This window comes from Rosistilla ulvae (genome assembly GCF_007741475.1).
GTDB lineage: Bacteria > Planctomycetota > Planctomycetia > Pirellulales > Pirellulaceae > Rosistilla > Rosistilla ulvae.
Genome location: NZ_CP036261.1, coordinates 7,454,902 through 7,475,804 on the forward strand (window position 1 = coordinate 7,454,902; position 20,903 = coordinate 7,475,804).

Below are 20,903 nucleotides of genomic sequence, written 5' to 3' on the forward strand. Positions count from 1 at the left end.
TCGCTTGGCAACGCCGTCGGAGGGGCACTGGGGGAATAGCGATCGGGGTGAGGCTACACAAAGAGAACGTGAAAGCGGAGTGTGTCATTGCACTCCGCTTTTTTGTGCCTAGCGATCGAGTTCGCTCAAGAAGAGTGGAGCGTTTTCTATTTGAAAACCCTCGCTGTCCAAAACGCCAGGTTCCCGCGAACGGGGCCTGGCGCTTGGATTGGACTTTGGCTACTCGCTGGCCTTGTTGTTCCGCTGGGCCGCTTCCAGCTTGCGGATGTCTGCGGGACTCAAGTTGGGTCGCTGCAGTTTCAAAGTCAGCTTGTTCAGCTTGCCGGTGAACTCAAATGGCGTTTGGTAGTCCTTGTCGTCGACCGGTGTGCCGGTGTCCGATCCGATATCAAACGTTTCATCCCATTGCAGAATCAGTGGAATCGTATGGGGAAGCTTGCCGGTGGCGACTTCCTTCCCATCGACTTTGAGGACGCCGGTGCCGCTTTGGCCGATGCCGCTGAGGTTGTTGTAGGCCAATGTGCCCATCCCCATGCCGTCGTAGGTGAATTCAAACTCCAACACGTGCTTGCCCGGTGCGAGCGCGTCGAGTCCTTCCCAACGCTGGCGTTTCAGATCGACGAGGTTCCACAGAAAGACCGGCTTGCCTTTGAGTAGGTAGAAGCCGTAGCCGCCGAAGCGTCCGCCCGATGTCAGCAACATCCCTTCGGCACCCTTTTCGGGCACATCGATATCGGCGGTGATCGAATACGAACAATTGATAAGAACCGGCGAATCACCTTGTGGGACGCCGGTCATCGGTTGCGTGTAAGTGAACTCGGTCCGTCCGGCGGCGATGTTTGGTCGCGGCGCGACCAACCGGGTCGCGACGGTCGCGTCCAGCGGAAGCACTTGATACTTGCGAGCTTCCACAAGGAACAACGCCTTCATCTCTTCGAGCTTTTCCGGATTCTCAGCGGCAACGTCGTTGCACTGCGTCCAATCTTTGGTCAGGTCGTAGAGTTCCCAAGTGACGTTATTGACGGGATCTTGATTGACAGCGCCAACGATTTCCCATGGTGGACGGACGACCTTCGTGCTGGCCATCCAACCCTCATGATAGATCGCGTGGTCTCCCATCATTTCGAAGTACTGCGTCTTGTGCGTCGACGGAGCGTTAGCACTCGATTCGTCGAACGTGTAGGCAAAGCTGACGCCTTCGATCGGCTTCTGCGGAATGCCATCAACTTCTTCGGGAGCCGCGATGCCAGCGGTTTCAAGAATCGTTGGTACCACATCGATCACGTGGTGGAACTGGTGACGAATTCCGCCGGCATCTTTGATCTTTGCTGGCCACGATACACACATCCCCTGGCGAACGCCTCCTAGATGCGAAGCAACCTGCTTGGTCCAACTGTAAGGCGTGCAGAACGACCACGACCATGGAACGGCCATGTGATTGTAGGTCTGATCCGAACCCCATACGTCGTAGAACTTCTCCAGTTGCAGTTCGACGGGAACTTCGACGCCGTTAAACGCAGCGACTTCGTTTGGTGTTCCAAGAGGAGTTCCTTCGACGCTGCCGCCATTGTCGCCACTGATGTAGATGATCAGCGTATCATCCAGTTTGCCCATGTCTTCGACGGCTTGAATGACGCGTCCGATTTCATGGTCGGTGTAGGCCAGGTAGGCGGCATAGACTTCGACTTGGCGAATGAACAGCTTCTTCTCGTCGGCGGTTAATTCGTCCCACTGCTTCAGCAGATCATTGGGCCACGGCGTCAGTTGGGCATCGGCCGGGATCACTCCCAATTTCTTTTGGTTGGCGAAAATTGTTTTGCGAAGTTCGTTCCAGCCCTCGTCGAAGAGATGCATGTCGCTGATCTTCTTGATCCACTCGGGCGTCGCGTGGTGAGGTGCATGCGTGCCGCCAGGAACGTAATAACAGAAGAACGGTTTGCTCGGATCGATCTGATTCAGCTGGTTCAGTTTTTCGATCGCATCGTCCGCTTGCGCGGTCGTCAGGTTCCACTCGGGATTATCGACATAGGGATAGATAGCCGTTGTTTGACGGTACAGATTCGGTTGCCATTGGCTCGTATCGCCACCGACAAATCCGTAGAAATAATCGAATCCCATGCCGATCGGCCACTGATCAAACGGGCCAACTTGGCTCGCTTGGAACGTCGGAACGTTGTGATCCTTGCCGAACCATGAAGTGCTGTAGCCATTGTCTTTGAGGATTCGGCCGATCGTGGCTTTGTCCTTTTCGATGATGCTGTTGTAGCCGGGGAAGCCGGTCGATTGCTCGGAGATGACGCCGAATCCGGCGGAGTGATGGTTGCGGCCGGTGATCAATGCAGCCCGAGTTGGCGAGCAGAGCGATGTCGAATGGAACTGTGTGTAGCGCAGCCCGGCTTTGCCGATTCGATCCAGTGCGGGCGTTGGGATCACGCCGCCAAAGGTGCTTGGTGCGCCGAATCCGACGTCGTCGGTCATGATCAGTAACACGTTGGGAGCATCTTTGGGAGGCACGATGGCCGGTGCCCACCAAGCTTTCGACTGAGCAGCGTTTTCGCTAATCTTTCCGCCAAATTTCTCAGCCGGGGCGGGCAGTTGTTTGCCGTCGATCGTCGTCGTCGCCGCAGGCGAACCAAGATCACCGGTGACTTGCGGGACAAATGCTGAATTGGCGGTTGGGCCGCCGCGACCGGGCGCCGACGAGGCATCATCCTGAGACCAGCCGAGGCTGGTCATGACCAATGCACCAGCCAACACGGAGAACAGACGCCTAGCGACGGCGCGCATGCAATTCTTTTTCATGATGAGATCTCTCTACTGGAATAGGTGACTCGAATCCGGCCAAATTGTAGACGACGAGCTGACGCAAACGCCAAGATTCTCCGTATCTTTATAGAGATATATCCGAACCTTGGTTGTACCTTCTGTGGAGATCGAAGGTCGCTGGAATCCCAGTCGGATTGGTGGAGTGGATCGAAGCGAATCAGCCCCAAACGAGCGCTGCCGCCCGAGTTGAGAGAGCTCGATCAATCCTCAGCCAGCTCCGGAAAAACCTCTTCGTCGAGGTTCATTCGTTTAACGAGGGTACGAACTCGTAGTAGAAAGTCGCTCTTGTAGTTGGCGACTTGTTGTTCGGTGAGATTCAATTCCTCGGCGACTTGTTTGTTGCCGACGCCGCGGACGAACAGCAGTTCCAGACATCGCAGCTTCTTCCAATCGCCGCGTTGTTTCCAATGTTGGACCTGGGATGCCAGAGCATCCCGAACCGCAGTCTCCTCTAGATTCCGCCGCTCACCGCTGCGGGCGATCGAGCTGGCCGGACGGGCGGTCCCGGCGAGATCCCACGATCCCTGCGATCCGGTGGCGGAGAAGGAGATCGCCGGTCGACGCCCCTCGCGACGCAAGTGATCTGTCAATTTGTAGGCGCAGATCGAAAACAGATAACTCTCCAACGGCCGCGCCCCGTCGTAGTTCGGCAGGCTGGTCAGGAAGCCGATAAACGCTTCCTGCACGATGTCTTCGCTGGCCGCCCGGTTCCGAATCCGACTCTCCGCAAACGCCAACAACCGCCCTTCGTAGCGATCGATCAGATCCTCCCACGCCCGCTGGTCTCCCTCGCGAATGCGATCGACGAGCAGCGAATTGGCTTGGGTTTCAGACATCGTCAAATTTGGATTTTAGGATCGATAGAAGATTAGTAGGGCGTTACTGCAAGCCGTTCGACAAACACGATGCTTTGTGACAATGGTTATGCCATCGCGGCCCTGTCGTCGTGTTCCGCTTTGGGCCGCGGCGAGATCGATTTTAGCAGCACCGTCAGTCCCGACAGCCCCACCAAAGCCAAGGCGGCCAACACGCCGAGCCCTTTTAAGCGTTGGGCGACTTCCAAGGACTGCCATTGTTGCGTGATCTGAGAATGGAAGTCGTCGTCCAAAACCAGGACGCTGGCGTGCTGGAACATCTCTCCAGTGCTCGTCGTCAATTTGCCGTTGTAGGTCCGATCGGGATCGACAAGCCCCGACGCGATCTGTTCGGCCGGCACGACGATCTTCTCACCCGCCCCCGGAAAACCAAGCGCTTGATCGATGTAAGCGATCAAAGCGATCTTCTGCTGCTGCAGCAAGCTCTCGCGACTCGAATCGGCCGACAAACTGGGGACCGATTGGACGACCAGCTCCGCCCAGTCGTCGCCGATTTTGTCGGGTTGATCGACCCACATCGGTCGGTCTTCGGGATAGATCGGATAGTCTTGCGGCGCGGTGGAAAGTTCATGAGGCTGCGAATCGTCATCGCGCGGCTCCGCCTTCGCTTCCGGCTTTGTTTCGACTTTCGCTTCCATCTTTGCCTCCGGCTTCGAATCGGATTTCTCGTCGGCCGCCACTTCGACTTTCGACGGCTCCTTCGGATCGTCCGCTTCATCCGCGATACCGCTCGACGCGACACCCAGGACAAAGCCAAACATCGTCGCCAACAGCAGGGCGAGGTGGGGCGATTTCGTTTTTGATATCAACATGGCTCTCTGAGCTCCTAACCTTTTTCAATCACAACACCGATCGATCGCGACGGTTCACCAAGGGACGCGAGGCGGTTGTGCCTATCACGCACCGGGAACGCGCGCGATCCGATGCGCCGGGTTTTTCCAGACCGCTGCCATCTGAATGGCGATCGCCATCGCGGCCGCTGTCAGCATGCCCCAAGGTTGTGGCACAGGGATGACTTGGTTCACCAGCCACGCGACAACGACGACGACCGCGACCGACCAGATACTCATCCGTCGGGTTCGCAGCGGATCGGCCGCTCGCCACCAGCGAGCCAGGAAAAAGATCGCTGCAAAGTGAGCCATCATCGCCGGCAACAGGATCTCACCCGAGCCGGAATACATGTGACGGGGCAGATCCCAGGCGACGCGATTCAGATCGAAGCCGGAATCCATCGGGATCATCAACCCGCGTCCCAGGCCATATGCGATTGCGCCAACCGCCGCGCCGACTCCCAATTGAACGATGCGTCGCGGAAGTCCTTCGGCTTCGTCGCTTTCCCAAGCTTTGCCCAACCCCAGCATCAACCAGGCACCGGCGAGCGCCGTCGCCGCACCCCAGGCGAAGGGAGCGATCGCGCGGGCCCCGCCATCTCCTTCGGCGATGCCAAACATCGCCGCCACCCAGCCTAAAACGCCGAGCACGATCAATGCTGTCGTCCACGATTCGGTGAGTTCCGCCGCGCGGGTGCGAAGCGGTTTGCCAGCCAATTCGCGGCGGGCCATCATTCGCCACTGCTGCCGCGTCGGCGCCATCTTCTGCCGCCGCTGGGCGTCGACCGCCGCCGCGTGCGCCGCGGCATAACTCGGCTGGCGTTGATTGGTTAATACCATCGTGCGAATCACGTAATACGGAATGTAGAGCATCGCCAACAGCGACAGCATTGGCAGCAACCAGGCGGAGTTCATCAACAGGATCACCACCGCAACGATGACAACGATCAAGCGGCCCAGCGGGTTGGCACTGCGATCGTGCCACCAGTGATTCAGATCGTGAGCACTCTTGTGCACGGCAAAGGCAAGCGGTTCACTCGGCGCCTTCTTCGCGTTGTGGACCGGCCCGGAGTTCATCGCCGGCCCGGCAGCGTGGTTCCGTGGATTGTTTTGTTGTGCGTAGTGAGGCGTTGGCGGATCGGAAACCAATTCGGCAAGGATCGGCCGCGCGTGCGCATCGGGATCGAGTTGGGCGAGCCCATGTTTATCGAGCAACATCCCCAGCGGTTCCAACAGCTCGGCGACGCTCTTCTGCCGCGCATCGGGATTCTTTTGCAACGCTTTGGCGATCACGCCGCGGAAGGGCGGTTCGACCTGCGACAGATCGGGATCGCTGGTCAAGTGCTTCATGATGATCTCGTGAGACGATTCGCCGTTGAAGGGAACGTCTCCGGTCAACAGTTCGAACAAGATGATCCCAAGGGCGTAGATATCGATCTCTTTGCCATAGTCTCCGCGGCCGATCTCCGGTGCCATGTAGTGGAACGTGCCGACGCTTTCGGTGTTGCCTCCGCGGCGCGAACAGGAGATGAACTTGCTGAGTCCATAGTCGCCGATCTTGAAGATCCCATCGTCGTCGAAGATGTTCCCCGGTTTGAGATCGCGATGCACGATCCCGTGGTCGTGCAGGTAGGCGACGCCGGCTGCCAGATCGCCGAACCAACGCAGCGCTTGTTCGCGGGGAAGGCCTTGGCGGTTGCGATCGAGTTCTTCGCGGAGCGTCGCCCCGGCGACATACTCCATCAAGATCCAAGCCTGATCGTTGTCGTCGTACCGCACGTCGTACAGCGAGACCAGGTTGGGATGCTTCAGATTCATGCAGTGCCCGACGCCACGCAGCTCGATATCGAGATTGCGTTGGACGCGTTTCAGTGCAACTTCTTTGCCCGCACCGCTGACAGCGAAATAGACCTCGCCAAATCCGCCTACACCGATCCCACGCTTGATCGTGTATCCCTTTAAGGGTTCGTCGCCGGTGGCGTAGGTGAATTTCATCGTTGAGCCTGTTTTCGGCAAATCCTCGTCGCCTAGCGGATGAGGAGCGTATCGCGTCGATTCTATTTTATCTGCTAATGCGGGCATCGCGTTGTGTTCCTTATCGGACAGCGTCGTCGCAGCACCGATGCGCGCCGAGCCATCGGAAGTTGGGTCCGAGTTAACAGGCCGGATCGAATTGCGTTTGAGGCGCGAAAACATTCAACTAGTCCCGTTTTTCGTGCTTTTCATAACCGCTCCATCGACATCGCCAGCGTTTCTCCTTCGATCCGACAGTCGGGATTTAATACCGCCGTCTGCCCGGCCGGCGTCCCATCGACGACCAACGGTTCCTCGCTACGGATCCGCCAATCGTCTCCCGAAACAAACAGGATCGCGTCGCTGGTCCAATGCGGGCATTGGATATGAGCCCCTTGCGAGGGCCCGATCACGCAGGTGTCGGCCAGCAGGATCACCCCGTCGGCGCGGGGCTGCGTGCGATGACGGCTGACCAAATTCAATCGCGCCGACGAACTCAGCGGATGTGTTTTGTGAAACTGGAACTCGACCACGCTCCCCAGTTGAAACCGATCGCCGGTTCGCAGCAGGGTAGGGCGGTCCAACGGTTCGCCTTGCAGACGCGTTGGCGCCAGTGGTTGCAACACGTAATCGCTCCCCTGACGGCGAACCGCCGCAGCCCGTCGCGAGAGATCGCCTTGGACATTGATCTCGACCGACGAACCCGCTCCCGGCCCACCGATCAACCACTCGTCGCCGGCGACGATCAAGAAGCCCCCCACACCATCGATCCACAGCATCCGCGCGTTCTTGCTATCGCTGCCGCGGTCGCCATGCGATCGGTCGTGCGGTCGATCTTCCACCACGCTGTTCACCTCGATTGTCGAACCAGCTAAAAATTCGTTGTTCCACGACGGCAGCCCGGTTGGATTAACAACCGGGCCACAGGTCATCGCTTGACTTCCACCCACCGTCGATCAGTCGATCTGAATCATCGCAACGGAATCTTCAGCGGTAGGTTGGTCGCCGTTGAAGTAGGTCGAGACCTGATTCAAGATGTCCTCGTCCGACTCCTCGGTCAACTCGATCGTACCGTAATACTGATTGTCGACAGCCAACAGCTCTTCGTCGACTTCGATCCGCGTGCGGATGCTGTCGATCAGATCGCGGGTTCGCGACAGATGGCTATCGTCCAGGTTCAGCGAGCTGGCGGCGTGGGCAACTTGGTTGGCTGCGTATTGAGCCTGCAAGTTTTCGACTTCGACTTCCAACTGACGCTTTGCCGACAACATCTCATCCATCCGGTCCTTGGCCGCTTGCAGCGTCTTCTCACGCGCGGTGAGCATTTGTTGCAGCTTGTCCACGGTTGCCTTTTGGGTCTTAAATCGGTTGAAGCGACCCGACAGATCGTCTTTGACTTGGTCGGCACTATAAGTTCGCTTGGCGTAAACGAACCGCGTGTCGCCACTTTGCAGATCGGCGGTCAAACGCATGATGTCGCGTTCGGCCGAAGCCAACATGTCGGCCTTCGAATCGATCTGCTTTTGAAGCTTCGCGACGTGGATTTTTTCCGACGCGATCAACTTCATGTTCTTGGCGATCTCCGGCTGCAGGTCGTCGATCATCTGACGGGCACGATCGATTTCCACGTTTACCGGGACGACATCTTTGACCGCATCGCGAGCGTAACCGAACCCGGTCTTCATATAGCTCGACATTCCGGTCCCAAAAACGAGCCCAGAAAGCAACAGGGCCAGGCTACCGCCAACTAGGGTTTTCTTAATCATCACACTTACTCTCTATCTAAATTTGACTTTGCATTCCCTGAATTCTTGCGACCCCACCAAGGATCCACGTTCCATTCATCCAGTAGTTCGCCGCCGCCGCGGGGATCTTGGTGAATCGAACCGAAAATTTTTCCAGGTCGGAACAATTGCCCGTCCTTCCAAGGGAAAAGCCTGATTTGCCGCAGAGTTCTTTTGGTTTGCTGGGCGAACTCGATTAAGTTCGAGAAAGGAGAGGGAACCCTGGCACGCTGGAAGCCGTATTAAAGAGACAATGCTGCCTTTTTGAGACATTCGCGTCCTAAAAAAGCAGCGCGGTAAACCGCGTCAGAATTTAGGCAAGTTGACTTAACTTGATAGAGCAAAAGGAGTTAAGCGTTCTCAGCAAGAATTGCCATGTCACCATGGCACGTTGATTGCTCCGAACCTTTATTCAGAAGAATCGGTCTTAATTGGCATCGACCGCAACCGCGGCAATGCCGATAAACGATACTAGGGACTGTCGAACCGGGAGACGAATTATGTCGCCAATCTATTCCAATCCGAAAAACGGAACTGCCACCACGCTTCCTATCGAAGCGACTTGGGCAGAGCTCTCCGAACGGACAGACAAAGCCGATACCAGCGCTTTGGCTCAATGGATCGAGGCAGATCTCGAGCGTATCGAAAATCAGTTGAGCGATTTCATTACGCCCAACACGCTGAAGAAGTCGTTGCGCAGCGGACGCTAACGACGATTGAAGCACTCGCGGCGGGGGAAACCGCCCACCGCGATCGATCATTCTATAGGCCTAAGCTTCGAACTTGCCCAAGCAGAGGGTGACGTTCTGGCCACCAAAACCGAAGCTGTTGTTCAACGCATACTTCACTTTGGCCTGCCGCGCTTCGTTGGGCACGTAATCCAGATCGCAAAGCGGATCGGGATTTTCATAATTGATCGTCGGTGGCAGCACGCTGTCGCGAATCGCTAGCAAACAGACGATCATCTCGGTCACGCCCGCTGCGGCAATCAAGTGCCCCATCATGCTCTTGGTACTGCTGACCGGCGTCTTATAAGCGTTGTCGCCAAAGACCTGCTTGCATGCTAGCGTTTCGACCTTGTCGTTGACCGTCGTGCTGGTTCCGTGAGCATTGACGTAATCGATGTCCTCGGGATTCAGTCCCGCATCGCTGATCGCCATCCGCATGCTTGCAATTCCGCCGTGCCCATCGGGTGGAATGTCGGTGATCCGAAACGCGTCGGCGGTCGTTCCATAACCGAGGATCTCACCGTAGATCGGGGCCCCACGGCGGCGAGCGTGTTCGAGTTCTTCGAGCACAACCATGCCGGAACCCTCCCCCAAAACAAACCCATCGCGACGGGCGTCGAACGGGCGGCTGGCCGATGTCGGGTTGGCGTTGTTCTCGCTGAGAGCCGTCAGCAGATTAAATCCGGTGACGCCAAAGGGATGGATCATGCTGTGCGTGCCGCCGGAAAGCATCACGTCGGCATCGCCGCGACGGATGATCTCGGTCGCTTCACCGATCGCTTGGCTGCTGGCCGCACAAGCTGTCAGACAGTTGTAGTTGGGCCCTTGAGCGTTGAACATCGCCGCCAGATGGGCCGCCGGCATGTTCGGTTCCTGTTCCAATTCGACCAGCGGATTGAGTACTTCCAGTCCCTTCTGCAGGAACTTGGCCATGTCGTACTCGCCCCCCTCCATCGCCACGGTCATCATGTCGGTGAAGGTGACAAAGTCCTGGTTTCCTTCGCCGCTGCCCAGGTAGACGCCAAAGCGATGCGGGGCGACGCCGGCGTCCATGATCCCGCTTTCACTGATCGCCTGCTTCGCCGCACCGGCGGCAAACTTGGTGTGCCGGCCGCGGTGCTTCCACAATTCGGGATCTTCGCCGGTATCTGTGATGTCCCAACCCTTCACCTCTGCCGAGATTTGGGTCGGAAAACCTTTGGCGTTAAACAACGTCGTGTACCCGACGCCGCTTTGACCCTCCTGCAAGCCTTTCCATACGGTGGTTGGATCATGTCCCATGGGGTTGATCATACCGATGCCAGTGACGACAACGCGTGGACGCATGGTGTTACCTTTGAAGATGCAAATATTTGGACAGATTGGATTTTTGATTTGCGATTCCCGCAGCCTACCGATCTTCGATGTGGCGAAGCGACGGAGACCGTCGGGACGGCTGATCGGGAAGCTTTTGATCCAAAGCTGAAAACGTGAGTTTACCGGTTGGGAAAATCGCGAGCCCGAATCGCGAAACTTAAGCGTAGCCGAACTTGCCGCCGATTGGTATTCGGGTTTCCCCTCGGATCCGAGCGATCTCGCCGGCTAGGACCCGACAATTGCGGATCCCCGCGTGGCGGCAGGGAGAACCAGTGGTCAATCCTCTTCCGCCAGCCGGGTTGGATTTGCTGGCGGCTTTAGGTTGCCGGAGTCGATTCGTCGTCCAGCAGATTCTTGGAGACTGGCAGCGGATTTCCGTCGGCATCCTGAGCAACTTCCCACAATCGCATCAGCCGCAACATCGTCAGCAGATTGGCTGGATTGAACAGCTGGCCGGTGCCAAAGCGTTCCTCGTCCAGGAAGGCAAACAACATCTGGACTTCCGCCTGCAGTTTGCCTTCGCAGTAACTGGTTCCGGTGATCACCGCCCCATCGTTCTGCAGATCGTCGATCGTGGCGGTGTAGTGCAGGGTATCGCCGGGGCGAGCGGGTTGGTGGAATTTGGCTTTCCCAACCTTCGCCAGCACGATCCGCTGTTGAAAATCGAAGCACTCCGAGACCAGGATCCCGCCGGTCTGGGCGAGACCTTCGATGATCAGAGTGTTGGGAAAGACGGGGTGCGCCGGCAGATATTCGTCGACCGGTTCCTCGGTCAACGAGATATTTTTGATCGCTTCGGCGCGCTCACGGCTCTTGAAATAGGTGAAGCGATCGATCCAAAACCAACGCATTGTCTTATGCCACTCTGTCGATAAATAAAAGCTTCCACGCTGACAGCCAGCTGTTCCGCGAATGGCCTCGATGCCATTTGACGGGCGAACCCCGCCATCACAGCCGCTGCGGCGGCCATCGTTCGCCTGTCCGGGCGACACAAACTTCGCTGGGTCCAAACCGCAATCGATTGGGACCTACCGACGAGGATGCGTCGCAGAAAACGAGCGTTTGCAATCGGGTAGAAACCGATTTTTGTTCCAACCGGGGGCGGCAACGCCCCGCTATTCTCTGTCCCAACGCGCCCCGGGAGGGACGCGGTTTGGCGAGACGCTGCAGAGGCCGATTGCGTTCGCACCTCTGCTTCCTGGCGAGCGACAGAACGAGGCGATGATGCTATCAAAACGAAGCACCTCGCCTCGCGGCAGCTCACCCGATCCGACGAACAACTCCCAGCGGACGCTCCCGCCGGGGCGGGGCCTAATTAGGCGCCGACCTTGGAGTTGACGTAGCTGCATAGATCGTTGACGGTCAACAGATCGCCGAAGTCTTGAACGCGAGGGTTCTTTTCGAACTTCGACAGATCGGCCCACGACATACGCTTCTTCAGCTCGACCAAGCCGTCTTCGGTGACCTTGCCATCTTTGACATATTCGCTGTTGGTCAAAATGTCCTCGGGGAACAATTCTTCGCGAGGAATTTGGATGTCGAAGGCTTTTTCCAACTTGAACACGATGTCCAGAAAGTCGATCGATTCGGCACCAAGATCGCCAACCATCGTCGCTTCGGGAGTGACTTCGTCGTCGTCAACACCTAGTGCGTCGACCAGAGCAGCTTGAACCTTTTCGTAGACTTCGTCTTGCGTAGGCATCGTTATTTAAACCTTTCGTATTTACGAATATGTGCCGTTTGACTGTTTCTTCGGCACGTGTATCAAAGTGATTTGCTGTGTTGCAATTACAATGTCGACTGCGTCATCGCTTGGATCACTGCGGGCTGATCCCCAAACATATTAAAGAACTGCTCTCGAACAAACCTTCGGGTATCGTCGTCGTTATTGTGCGGACTCGCTTCGCTGCTGGACCGCTCCAAGATTAAACGTGCCGATACCGTTACTTTATCGCCCTTCGTGGCCTGAGCCTTGACCGTCACTAGCTGACCATCCTCTTTAAACTTGTCAGCTTTGATCTCCAAGGTCTCTCCGGGACACAAAAAGTCACCGAACTTGACCGATTTGGCTTCGACCAAAAAGACGTGAGGCGAGGCAAAATCTTCGCCGGTTCGAACCATCCACATCGCCGCTTGGTACAATGCTTCGAGCATCATCACCCCCGGCATGACCGGAAAACGCGGGAAATGGTCCGAGAGATAGTCTTCCGACGCGTGCAGCGTGCGGCGGGCGATAAGTTGAATCCCGGGTTGGAGCGCAACGATTTCGTCGAGCTGACTGTAACGCATCTTGGACAAAATCAAATTCCTTCACGATCGCTGGGCAAGGGATTAACGTGCCTTAACGCAAATAGAATAGTAGCCAGCGTTTATCGCCTCAAGCGTAGAATCGTTACATTCACCCCAGTTAACGCCAAGTTATCGAGGTTTCCTGGTTATTAAACAGGCGCACTCCCTCATTTAGCACCTTCTCTCTTCCTCCGCACTTCCCAGCGACGATTTCCCAGTGAACGAAGATTCCCTATCTTCCCGCCCCACAGCTAGCAACTTTGTCCTGCTGTGGCACGAATTGCCAGCATCCTCGCCGCGACGATCCCATTTCGACCTGATGTTGGAGGACTCCGGACAGCTGAGAACTTGGGCTATCCAGCGGATCCCCTCACCTGGCGAAAGCGTCCAGGGACTTGGTCTGCCGCCACACCGGATCGCCTACCTCGATCTGGAAGGGGAGATCTCCGGCGGACGCGGGTCGGTGCGGCGCATCGATCGGGGGACCTACACGATCATCGAATCGAGTGACGAACAATTATCGATCGAGATCTGCGGCGATCAGCTGACGGGGCAGTTGCGGTTTCGCGCAACCGAATCGGATCAGTTGTGGGAGATCTCGCGAGTCGACGCCTTGGCCAATTTGTAGATCGGCCCGTCGGGGATCCAAGCGGTGTGAGCCTTGGCGCCGGTGCGGCCGGCCAACACGATCTCGCCATCCAACAATTCCAACGTCTCGATCACGACGGGGGTTTCGACGTAGCGGTCGTGTTCGCTGGGAACGGTCACCAGTGCTATCAAGTCGTCCTCTTCGTTCTCCCAGCGAACTTCCAGATCCCCCCGCGATGCGGCTATGCTGATCTTGTCGGAGAAGTGTTGCAGAGGGATCGGCAGCGCGCCGGCTCGCAAGCGGTGAATCTGCAGCGCGATCACGTTCGGTTCGTCGGTCAGCTGGGCGTGCAGTTCAAACGAGATCACCGAATCGATCCGCCCCCGCCGGTAGCGAGCCGCGACGATCACCTTGCCATCTTCGACCGAGACCCGCGGATCTTCGGTTCCCGGGGGGAGGACGTTGGGAAATTGATTCGCCAGTTCCGACGCCAGCCAAGCGTTGATCTGATCGGTGGTAAACGTGGCGTGCCAATCGCCGACAATCTGCACCTGTTGAGAGAGCTGTTCGAACTGAGCTTGCAGTTCTTCTTTATGTTGCCGTGCCAGCGGTGCCGATGCGACGGCAGTTTTATAAAACGCCGGGGCCTGCTGTGCGGCGCGAGCGGCCCACCAGGCGAACGCTCCCAGACCGGTTGCGATAAAAACGAGAACCAGTCCGAGTGTTTTCAATAGCCGTCGCATGGCAAAGTCCCTGAAGCCATTGGATGCGAGAAGAAGCACGCCAGAGCATCTTACGGAAGCTGTTAAAGCCAGGTCAACTTCCAAATTCGGCCGATCGGGCATCGGTCGAAGGCGATTGGCCCACCCAATGGGGAAGCAAACACGGCTCGATCGGCCCCAAACCAAGCTATCGATTTCGCTTCGATTCGCTAACATGTTCCAAGTGTCTGCTTGGCTGAGATTCTTTTGTATTAAATCGAGGAATCCGCTACCGTGCGTTGCCGTGGGATCGATCGCCAGGACTGCGATCGATCGCCGTTCCGATTCGTCCGGCGTGCACCGGGCGATGCACAATCCGTCGCCGACCTGGGGTGCTATCAATCGAAGCAAGCTGGTTCCCGGGATTTCTGTTCTGGGGGTTATGGACGATTGGGGGCATCTCGATCGGGGAATCGCGATCGACAGCGATCTTTGCCGCGGTCGCGAGTTGGACGCTGACGCGGTAATTTGCTGTATACGCTGGAAATATTCGAAGCAACGTTCATCCGACGGAGACGATCAATGCGACCTTGGGGACCCCGCCGCGGCGGCTGGCAGGATCGAAATTTGTTTCGCCCGCTGGAGAGCTCGGCGACGCGGCGGCGGCGTGTCGCGATGCGCGATGCCGAAGCTTCACAGACTCCCTCAAGTTCGCCCGCTGAGGATGACGATCCAAAGCACAAACTTCAGCGAACCGAAGCGATCTTAGTCCTGTCACGGGGATCACTTACGACGCGGAAATTGGCCGCGCTGGCTGGCTTGGCGGATGCCACCGAAGCGCGTACACTGATCCGCCAACTTAACCAGCTTTACGATCAACAGGGGCGCGCCTTTCGTGCCGAAGAGGTTGCCGGCGGTTACCAGTTGTTAACCCGACCTCAGTTTGCACCGTACCTGCGGCGTTTGGGGCACGTGCCGCAAGCGGTTCGGTTGTCCTCCCCGATGCTCGAAACATTGGCCATCGTGGCTTACCGCCAACCTGTGTTGCGAGCCGATATCGAAGCGGTTCGCGGCGTGCAAAGCGGTGAATTGCTGCGGCAATTGATGGAAAAGGATTTAGTGCGGATCAGCGGTCGCAGCGACGAACTGGGCCGTCCCTATTTGTATTCCACGACAAAGAGATTTTTGCAGGTCTTTGGCCTCCGTAACACCGATGCCTTACCATGCAGCCAGTGGTTCAAAGAACAGCCGGTCGACGTACCGACAACCGGCCCCCCCGATAACCTAGACCCAGTTCTTGACAGTCCCGATAAGGAGTCCGACGTGAGTATCGCTATCGCTTCATCCCATCATGATGCCTCACCCGAGCACACCGACGCGATCGTTGCCGTTTCAAGTACTGAGGCAAGCCTTTCCAATCCGCCCGCTGCGATCATCGAAGACGAAGAAGATGAGCAGTGGAACGACGACGATGATGACGACGACTGGGACGACGAAGACGACGACTGGGACGATGAAGATCCCGACGACGACGACGACGATTCGGATGACGACGACGACTGGGAAGAAGAAGAAGCCGACGACGACAGCAAGGACGACGACTGGGAAGAAGTCGACGACGATGATGACGACGACCTCGAAGAAGCGGACGGCGAGGGAGACGAGTGGGTCGACGATGAAGACGACGACGACTGGGATGACGACGACGAAGATGAATTTTAATCGTCGCCGCGGTTTCTAACGCCGCTGCCTCAAACGTCTATCTATCGAGTTGGGTCGCTACGACGACCAACTCTAACGCTCGCTGGCCGATTCGTCCGGCCCGGTTTCGAGCATGTTTTCAGCCAGATGAGGTGCCAGGACTGCCGGCGTTGGGTAGTCCCAGGCCAGGGTGGGCGTCAGTTCCAGCCCCAACCAATCTTCGACATCTCCCGCCAGTTCCATCGTGGCCAGCGAATCGAGCCCATAATCGGCCAGCGGTTTATCGCGATCGGCCGGGCCGTTGTCCGGATTCCCCCGCGCGGCCAACCATTCCAACAACCAACCTTCGATCGCCGCGCTAACGGCCGGCAAATCGTCGGGCGTGATCGTTGTGGGGAGCTCGGGGAATTCGACGTTGCCACCCAACAGGATCGATCGATCCCAGCGGTGTTTGGTTTTCAGTTCGCCGCTGAAAAACTGACTCCGACACGCTTGCCGCTGCACCTTGCCGCTGGTCGTCAGCGGAACGCCGCCGGGCCGCGTCAACGCGATCGTCCGCGCATCGACTTCGTGTTGTTCGATCAACCGTCGCCGCAATCGGCGGACCAGACCAGCCAACGATTCCGGTGGCGTCTGCCGGGCGACTTCCGCCACGACCGCCAACGCCTCTTGGCCGTCTCCTTGCGCCGAAAAGGCTGCCGCCGGGCCACCGCTGGCTTCCCCCAAACACTCGCAGACCGTCGCTTCGATATCTTGCGGATAGACGTTGCGGCCGCGAAGGATGATCACGTCCTTCATCCGCCCGGTCACGTATAACTGGTCGCGGTGCAGGAACCCTAAATCCCCGCTCCGCAAAAACTTTCCCGCCTCGGGCTCGCCAGCGATCGTCGCATGAAACTGTTCCGCGTTGACCGCCTCTCGATTCCAATAACCGTCGGCGACGCTGGGTCCCTGCAACCAGATCTCTCCCACGGCGCCATCGGCCTGCGTCGCGGCGGTATCGGGATCGACGATTGCGATCCGCATTCCATCGGCTGCCGGACCGCTGCTGACCAATCGTTGGACCGTCGCTTCGGGCTGACCTTGCGCTGCCGGCTGATACCTTCCCACGGAAAGCGAATCGCGATCGACATCCAGATATTTGGGTTCGTTTCGATCGCCACCGCCAGCGGCCAACAGCGTCGCTTCGGCCAAACCGTAACAGGGGCAGAAGCTGCTGGCGCGATAGCCCGCCGGTTCAAATCGCTGGATAAACGCATCCAACGTCGCCGCCCGCACCGGTTCAGCCCCGCAAAACGCCGTCGTCCAACAACTCAGATCCAACCCCCGCGTGTGTTCCGGATCGATCCGATCGACACACAACTGGTATGCAAAATTGGGAGCTCCGCTGAACGAAGCCCGATGCGAGCTGATCGCTTGCAACCACCGCAGCGGCCGCTGCAGAAAGCTTCGTGGCGACATCAAAACCGCTTCGCCGCCGACGTAGATCGGTTCCAGGATCCCGCCGATCAACCCCATGTCGTGGTAGGCGGGCAACCAAAAGACACCCCGGCTGTGCTCGCTGGCGTCGTCCGCGGCAAACTCCAATGCGTAACTGCTGCGGATCGATTCGAGATTGCTCAGCAGGTTGGCATTGCGAACCATCACTCCCTTGGGATCGCTTGTCGAACCGCTTGTGTATTGCAGCAGCCCCAACGCTTCGCCCGAACTGTCGTCGATGTGAGGATCGAAGTCGACCGCCGCGACGCCATCGGTGGCGATCCGGTGGGTCTTGTGAACAGCCGCGTTCAGCCGCTTGAAGTCCAAACCTTCAAGGGTCTCGCGATTGGCGATCAAGGCCGCCGGTTGGCAATCGACAGCGGCCGTGTCCAAACGCGGCATCGCTCGCCCCGGCTTGGGGAAGCAGGTGGGTACTGGGACCAAGCCGGCATAGCTGGCGGCAAAGAAGCCGACCAAAAACTCAAGCCCCGGCGGGAACAGCAGCAGAGCCCGATCCCCCGGCGTGGTGCACTGGGCTAATTCGGCGGCGACCGATCGGGCTCGCCGATCCAGCTGGCCGTAGGTGATCGATTGCGATTCACCCGCGTCGGTCAAAAACGTAGCGACCGCGCGGTCGGGATGGCGGCGGCTGCGATCGACCATCAGTTCGGTCAACGACCGCCAACCGCCATGCCGCTGCGATGTTTCTTGTGATAGCGACATATTTTTATGGCTGGAAATCATGTTGCCCGGTCTACAAAAGTCACAACACGCCGACGACCGTCGTCGACTCGTTGAGATCTGGCTGCCCTGTTACGATGGAAATACGCCGTGGACGTTACGATTGTAACGAGAATGGCGTGCCAACCAAACGGCCGCGCCGACCGTTTCGCCCCCCCTTTGGATCGTTTTTTCTAAAAAACTCGTCACCTCAAAGTCCATGTTCCGAACGATTTACGAGGCCGCCAAGCCGAAGCTGCAGTTTTTCTGGTTCTGCCACGCCGGTGCCGGTTCGGCGTCACTGGTCCGAGCGGCTCGGGGTTTATCGGGGCCGCTGAGTCTGCATGTGGCTTCGCTCCCCGGACGCGAACACCGTTTCCGCGATGGGCTGAACCTCTCGCTCGATGAATTAGTCGACCAATTGGCCGCCGAACTGCGAGCTCAGATTCGCGGCCCCTATCATTTAATAGGGCACAGTTTTGGCAGCCTGTTGAGCTATCTGCTGGCTCAGAAAATGATCGCCGCCGGGGTGCCGCCGCTCAGCCTGACCGTGATGACGCTAGCCGCGCCCGACCGCGTCGACCGAAATCCGCGAACCGCCCATCTGACCAACGAAGAATTCCTCGACTACCTCGACCATCGCTTCGGCAGCGTCCCCCGCGCGCTGCGGACGAATCCCGAAGCGATCGCGTTGTTTTTGCCGATCGTTCGCTACGACTTACAATTGCTCGAATCGTACGTTCACCAACCGACCCCGCCGCTGCCGATTCCGATCCTGGCGTTGGCCGGCAGCGAGGATCGCGCCGTCAGCCCCGAAGCGATGCGGCAGTGGGAGCGGTTTACCAGCGAATCGTTCGAATTGCAGACAATCCCCGGCGGCCACTTCTTTCCCACGGAAAATGTTGACCCGATCATCCAGCGGGCGATCGGATCATTCCAGCAAGGACCTTCATGATCGCATCTCGATGCCGTTAGCGGATCGTTCGACCTGATCCAAATCGAATCATTCCAGCAAGGCTCTTATATGACTGCTTCCCCATCGCCAGTCTCCAAATCACGCAGCCCGATCGTGTGGATCATCACCGCGATCGTGTTGCTGGTCGTCGGGCTGTTTGGTTGCCTTATCCTGTGGCTCGCCAGTGGCGTCTCGGGCCGCGAATTCGCCCCTTCGCACTTCCAGACTCGGACATTTAATGTCGCTTCGGTCCCATGGATCGGATTCCAGATCGGCAGCCTCGATCACTCCTCCGTCAACGATGCGACCAGCCAATATCTGATCGCCCACAAATTGATCAACGTTCCCGCGACGCCACCCAAACGCTGGGACCTGCTGGAAATCTACCGCAATGTCAGCCTCCCTCACGATGCCGATGCAAGCGTATTGACGCTCTACCTGACGGGGCGGGGCAGCCACGGCGTCGATTGGGAACAATGGAGCAAGGATCATCCAGCCGCCGCCGCTGTTTTTTGGCCGTTTGTGCAACAACTGGCGATCGACCAACTGTATCTCATGCTTCCGCAAGCCTTCGATCTGGCTCGCCAACAGACCGATCCGGTCGAACTGCAACAAGCGCTCGACGACTACTTCGTCGCCGAATTCCCCGCCTTTGCCGCCGACCTGGCCCATGCCGGTCGAGAGGCCGAAGCGATCGCGGCCCTCGAATCGGCTATCGATCGCTATCCCCAACAGGCTTCTTTTTCAGCCGTATTGGACGATCTGCAGTCGCAAAAATGAACGCCCCGGATTTCTCGAAGCCATGATCTATTTAGACAACAACGCCACCACGGCGATCACCCCCGAAGTGCTCGACGCGATGCGAGCCGATTGGATGCTGGGACCCGCCAATCCGTCGGCTCAACATCGCATCGGTCGCTCGGCCAAACTGCGGTTGGAGGATGCCTGCGATGCGATGTTGGATTGCTTGGCCGCCAGCGAACATCGTTTTCTACTGACCAGCGGCGGCACCGAAGCCAATAACTGGGTGATCGGCAACCTGGGGCAGGGTGATGGGCCGATCGTCGTCAGCCAGATCGAACACCCCAGCATTCTCGCGGCGGCTCGCGCCGCAGAGGCTCGTGGCATCCCCGTCCGCTATCTGCCGGTCGATGCCAACGGAATTGTCGATCTTCCGCTGTTGCAAACTTGGCTCGCCGAGACTCCCAAGCCGCGGCTGGTCTCGATAATGGCCGCCAACAACGAAACCGGCGTGATCCAAACAATCGCGCCGTTGGCCGCCTGCTGCAATGATGCTGGGGTCCCCTTCCATTCGGATCTTTCGCAAATGCTGGGCAAGCTGCCCGTCGACATCGACCAAATGGGAATCACCGCCGCGACCATCGCGGCCCACAAATTCCATGGACCCGTCGGAGTCGGAGGTCTGATCCTGCGTCGCAACGCGCCGATCTCGCCGCTGCTGGTCGGCGGAGCGCAACAACTGGAACACCGCGCCGGGACCGAACCGACAGCCCTGGTCGTCGGCATGATGACCGCTATCCAACAATGTTTGAACGACTTATCCACAACGCAAACCGCGATGCGACAACGCCGCGACGCGTTGGAAGCAGGGCTGCGGCAACAGATTCCCGATCTGGTAGTCCACAGCGCCGCGGTCGATCGGCTGCCGCAAACGACCTGCTTTTCGATCCCCAACATCGATCGCCAAGCCTTGTTGATGCGGTTGGATTTCGAATCCGTCGCCTGCAGCACGGGTAGCGCCTGTGCGAGTGGCAGCAGCGAACCGAGCCACGTTTTGCAAGCGATGGGACTCGATTCGTCGCTCCTCAGCAGTTCGATTCGCCTGAGCGGCTCGATTTTTACCACCGATTCAGAGATCGACACGGCGGTCTCGCGTATCGTCCGCTGTTGCAACAAGTTAAGGAATTATCAAGATGTGGAAAAATAACGTATTGTTTGTGGATAACTTTTCGATTCCTTGATATAACCGATTCCAGCGGTTACGTAACCTGTGGAATTCCGGACCAGTGACACGCATTATTTGCGAGCGTTCTGTT

18 protein-coding genes are annotated in these 20,903 nt (G+C 57.9%); 6 read left to right on the forward strand and 12 right to left on the reverse strand.

The annotated features are described in order from the left end of the window. Window positions 1-219 precede the first annotated feature (219 nt). The 6 genes from EC9_RS26220 to EC9_RS26245 all read right to left on the reverse strand — a co-directional run bounded on the left by EC9_RS26220 (window position 220) and on the right by EC9_RS26245 (window position 8,310). A complete protein-coding gene (locus EC9_RS26220; protein WP_218934467.1) occupies window positions 220-2,802 on the reverse strand; it encodes an arylsulfatase in 2,583 nt (860 codons plus the stop codon). Between the two features lie 224 nt (window positions 2,803-3,026). Continuing rightward, complete coding sequence (locus tag EC9_RS26225; RefSeq protein WP_145348920.1) at window positions 3,027-3,662, reverse strand: RNA polymerase sigma factor; 636 nt, start codon at window positions 3,660-3,662, stop codon at window positions 3,027-3,029. Between the two features lie 86 nt (window positions 3,663-3,748). Further along, the gene (locus tag EC9_RS26230) at window positions 3,749-4,513 is read right to left on the reverse strand and encodes a hypothetical protein (RefSeq protein ID WP_145348921.1); all 765 of its coding nucleotides are present in this window, start codon (window positions 4,511-4,513) and stop codon (window positions 3,749-3,751) included. Between the two features lie 84 nt (window positions 4,514-4,597). After that, entirely contained in the window at window positions 4,598-6,526 is a 1,929-nt protein-coding gene (locus EC9_RS26235; RefSeq protein ID WP_246105889.1) for a serine/threonine-protein kinase, read from the reverse strand. Window positions 6,527-6,753: 227 nt separating this feature from the next. Further along, complete coding sequence (locus tag EC9_RS26240) at window positions 6,754-7,476, reverse strand: FHA domain-containing protein (protein WP_145348923.1); 723 nt, start codon at window positions 7,474-7,476, stop codon at window positions 6,754-6,756. A gap of 24 nt (window positions 7,477-7,500) precedes the next feature. Continuing rightward, entirely contained in the window at window positions 7,501-8,310 is an 810-nt protein-coding gene (locus EC9_RS26245; RefSeq protein WP_145348924.1) for a hypothetical protein, read from the reverse strand. A gap of 518 nt (window positions 8,311-8,828) precedes the next feature. Here EC9_RS26245 and EC9_RS26250 point away from each other — a divergent pair. Further along, the gene (locus EC9_RS26250; RefSeq protein ID WP_145291006.1) at window positions 8,829-9,038 is read left to right on the forward strand and encodes a hypothetical protein; all 210 of its coding nucleotides are present in this window, start codon (window positions 8,829-8,831) and stop codon (window positions 9,036-9,038) included. 60 nt (window positions 9,039-9,098) lie between these two features. Here EC9_RS26250 and EC9_RS26255 read toward each other — a convergent pair whose 3' ends face one another. The 4 genes from EC9_RS26255 to EC9_RS26270 form a co-directional block, all read right to left on the reverse strand. Then, on the reverse strand, window positions 9,099-10,382 hold the full coding sequence (locus EC9_RS26255; RefSeq protein ID WP_145348925.1) for a beta-ketoacyl-[acyl-carrier-protein] synthase family protein: 1,284 nt from the start codon (window positions 10,380-10,382) through the stop codon (window positions 9,099-9,101). Window positions 10,383-10,729: 347 nt separating this feature from the next. Next, window positions 10,730-11,263, reverse strand: coding sequence for a 3-hydroxyacyl-ACP dehydratase FabZ family protein (locus EC9_RS26260; protein ID WP_145123921.1), 534 nt, complete (start codon window positions 11,261-11,263; stop codon window positions 10,730-10,732). 464 nt (window positions 11,264-11,727) lie between these two features. Then, complete coding sequence (locus EC9_RS26265; protein ID WP_145123922.1) at window positions 11,728-12,114, reverse strand: acyl carrier protein; 387 nt, start codon at window positions 12,112-12,114, stop codon at window positions 11,728-11,730. 86 nt (window positions 12,115-12,200) lie between these two features. Beyond that, window positions 12,201-12,701: a 3-hydroxyacyl-ACP dehydratase FabZ family protein gene (locus tag EC9_RS26270; protein ID WP_145349364.1), complete on the reverse strand. Its 501-nt coding sequence runs from the start codon at window positions 12,699-12,701 to the stop codon at window positions 12,201-12,203. Between the two features lie 217 nt (window positions 12,702-12,918). Between EC9_RS26270 and EC9_RS26275 the strand changes: the two genes are divergently transcribed. Next, complete coding sequence (locus tag EC9_RS26275) at window positions 12,919-13,329, forward strand: DNA polymerase ligase N-terminal domain-containing protein (protein WP_145348926.1); 411 nt, start codon at window positions 12,919-12,921, stop codon at window positions 13,327-13,329. Here the strand turns inward: EC9_RS26275 and EC9_RS26280 are convergent. Then, on the reverse strand, window positions 13,284-14,033 hold the full coding sequence (locus EC9_RS26280) for a hypothetical protein (protein WP_145348927.1): 750 nt from the start codon (window positions 14,031-14,033) through the stop codon (window positions 13,284-13,286). The genes EC9_RS26275 and EC9_RS26280 overlap by 46 nt on opposite strands. A gap of 540 nt (window positions 14,034-14,573) precedes the next feature. Here EC9_RS26280 and scpB point away from each other — a divergent pair. Next, on the forward strand, window positions 14,574-15,713 hold the full coding sequence (scpB, locus tag EC9_RS26830) for an SMC-Scp complex subunit ScpB (protein WP_246105890.1): 1,140 nt from the start codon (window positions 14,574-14,576) through the stop codon (window positions 15,711-15,713). A 72-nt stretch (window positions 15,714-15,785) separates the two neighbouring features. Here scpB and EC9_RS26295 read toward each other — a convergent pair whose 3' ends face one another. Next, window positions 15,786-17,894 carry an AMP-binding protein gene (locus EC9_RS26295; RefSeq protein ID WP_218934468.1) on the reverse strand — a complete coding sequence of 703 codons (2,109 nt, stop codon included), beginning with the start codon at window positions 17,892-17,894 and terminating at the stop codon, window positions 15,786-15,788. A gap of 217 nt (window positions 17,895-18,111) precedes the next feature. Between EC9_RS26295 and EC9_RS26300 the strand changes: the two genes are divergently transcribed. The 3 genes from EC9_RS26300 (at window position 18,112) to EC9_RS26310 (ending at window position 20,794) form a co-directional block, all read left to right on the forward strand. Further along, a complete protein-coding gene (locus tag EC9_RS26300; protein WP_145348929.1) occupies window positions 18,112-18,846 on the forward strand; it encodes a thioesterase II family protein in 735 nt (244 codons plus the stop codon). A gap of 69 nt (window positions 18,847-18,915) precedes the next feature. After that, window positions 18,916-19,626 (forward strand): hypothetical protein, encoded by a 711-nt coding sequence (locus EC9_RS26305; protein ID WP_145348930.1) that lies wholly within the window; start codon window positions 18,916-18,918, stop codon window positions 19,624-19,626. 22 nt (window positions 19,627-19,648) lie between these two features. Then, window positions 19,649-20,794 (forward strand): cysteine desulfurase family protein, encoded by a 1,146-nt coding sequence (locus EC9_RS26310; RefSeq protein WP_218934469.1) that lies wholly within the window; start codon window positions 19,649-19,651, stop codon window positions 20,792-20,794. The last annotated feature ends 109 nt before the right edge of the window (window positions 20,795-20,903 follow it).

Bases quoted from the DNA above. Each gene is read 5' to 3' on its own strand.
- EC9_RS26260 (WP_145123921.1), bottom strand. From the start codon at position 11,263: ATGCGTTGGTTTTGGATCGATCGCTTCACCTATTTCAAGAGCCGTGAG.
- EC9_RS26235 (WP_246105889.1), bottom strand. From the start codon at position 6,526: ATGAAATTCACCTACGCCACCGGCGACGAACCCTTAAAGGGATACACG.
- EC9_RS26300 (WP_145348929.1), top strand. From the start codon at position 18,112: ATGTTCCGAACGATTTACGAGGCCGCCAAGCCGAAGCTGCAGTTTTTC.
- EC9_RS26250 (WP_145291006.1), top strand. From the start codon at position 8,829: ATGTCGCCAATCTATTCCAATCCGAAAAACGGAACTGCCACCACGCTT.
- EC9_RS26240 (WP_145348923.1), bottom strand. From the start codon at position 7,476: ATGACCTGTGGCCCGGTTGTTAATCCAACCGGGCTGCCGTCGTGGAAC.
- EC9_RS26295 (WP_218934468.1), bottom strand. From the start codon at position 17,894: ATGTCGCTATCACAAGAAACATCGCAGCGGCATGGCGGTTGGCGGTCG.
- scpB (WP_246105890.1), top strand. From the start codon at position 14,574: ATGCGACCTTGGGGACCCCGCCGCGGCGGCTGGCAGGATCGAAATTTG.
- EC9_RS26280 (WP_145348927.1), bottom strand. From the start codon at position 14,033: ATGCGACGGCTATTGAAAACACTCGGACTGGTTCTCGTTTTTATCGCA.
- EC9_RS26270 (WP_145349364.1), bottom strand. From the start codon at position 12,701: ATGCGTTACAGTCAGCTCGACGAAATCGTTGCGCTCCAACCCGGGATT.
- EC9_RS26310 (WP_218934469.1), top strand. From the start codon at position 19,649: ATGATCTATTTAGACAACAACGCCACCACGGCGATCACCCCCGAAGTG.
- EC9_RS26225 (WP_145348920.1), bottom strand. From the start codon at position 3,662: ATGTCTGAAACCCAAGCCAATTCGCTGCTCGTCGATCGCATTCGCGAG.
- EC9_RS26220 (WP_218934467.1), bottom strand. From the start codon at position 2,802: ATGAAAAAGAATTGCATGCGCGCCGTCGCTAGGCGTCTGTTCTCCGTG.
- EC9_RS26245 (WP_145348924.1), bottom strand. From the start codon at position 8,310: ATGATTAAGAAAACCCTAGTTGGCGGTAGCCTGGCCCTGTTGCTTTCT.
- EC9_RS26230 (WP_145348921.1), bottom strand. From the start codon at position 4,513: ATGTTGATATCAAAAACGAAATCGCCCCACCTCGCCCTGCTGTTGGCG.
- EC9_RS26265 (WP_145123922.1), bottom strand. From the start codon at position 12,114: ATGCCTACGCAAGACGAAGTCTACGAAAAGGTTCAAGCTGCTCTGGTC.
- EC9_RS26255 (WP_145348925.1), bottom strand. From the start codon at position 10,382: ATGCGTCCACGCGTTGTCGTCACTGGCATCGGTATGATCAACCCCATG.
- EC9_RS26305 (WP_145348930.1), top strand. From the start codon at position 18,916: ATGACTGCTTCCCCATCGCCAGTCTCCAAATCACGCAGCCCGATCGTG.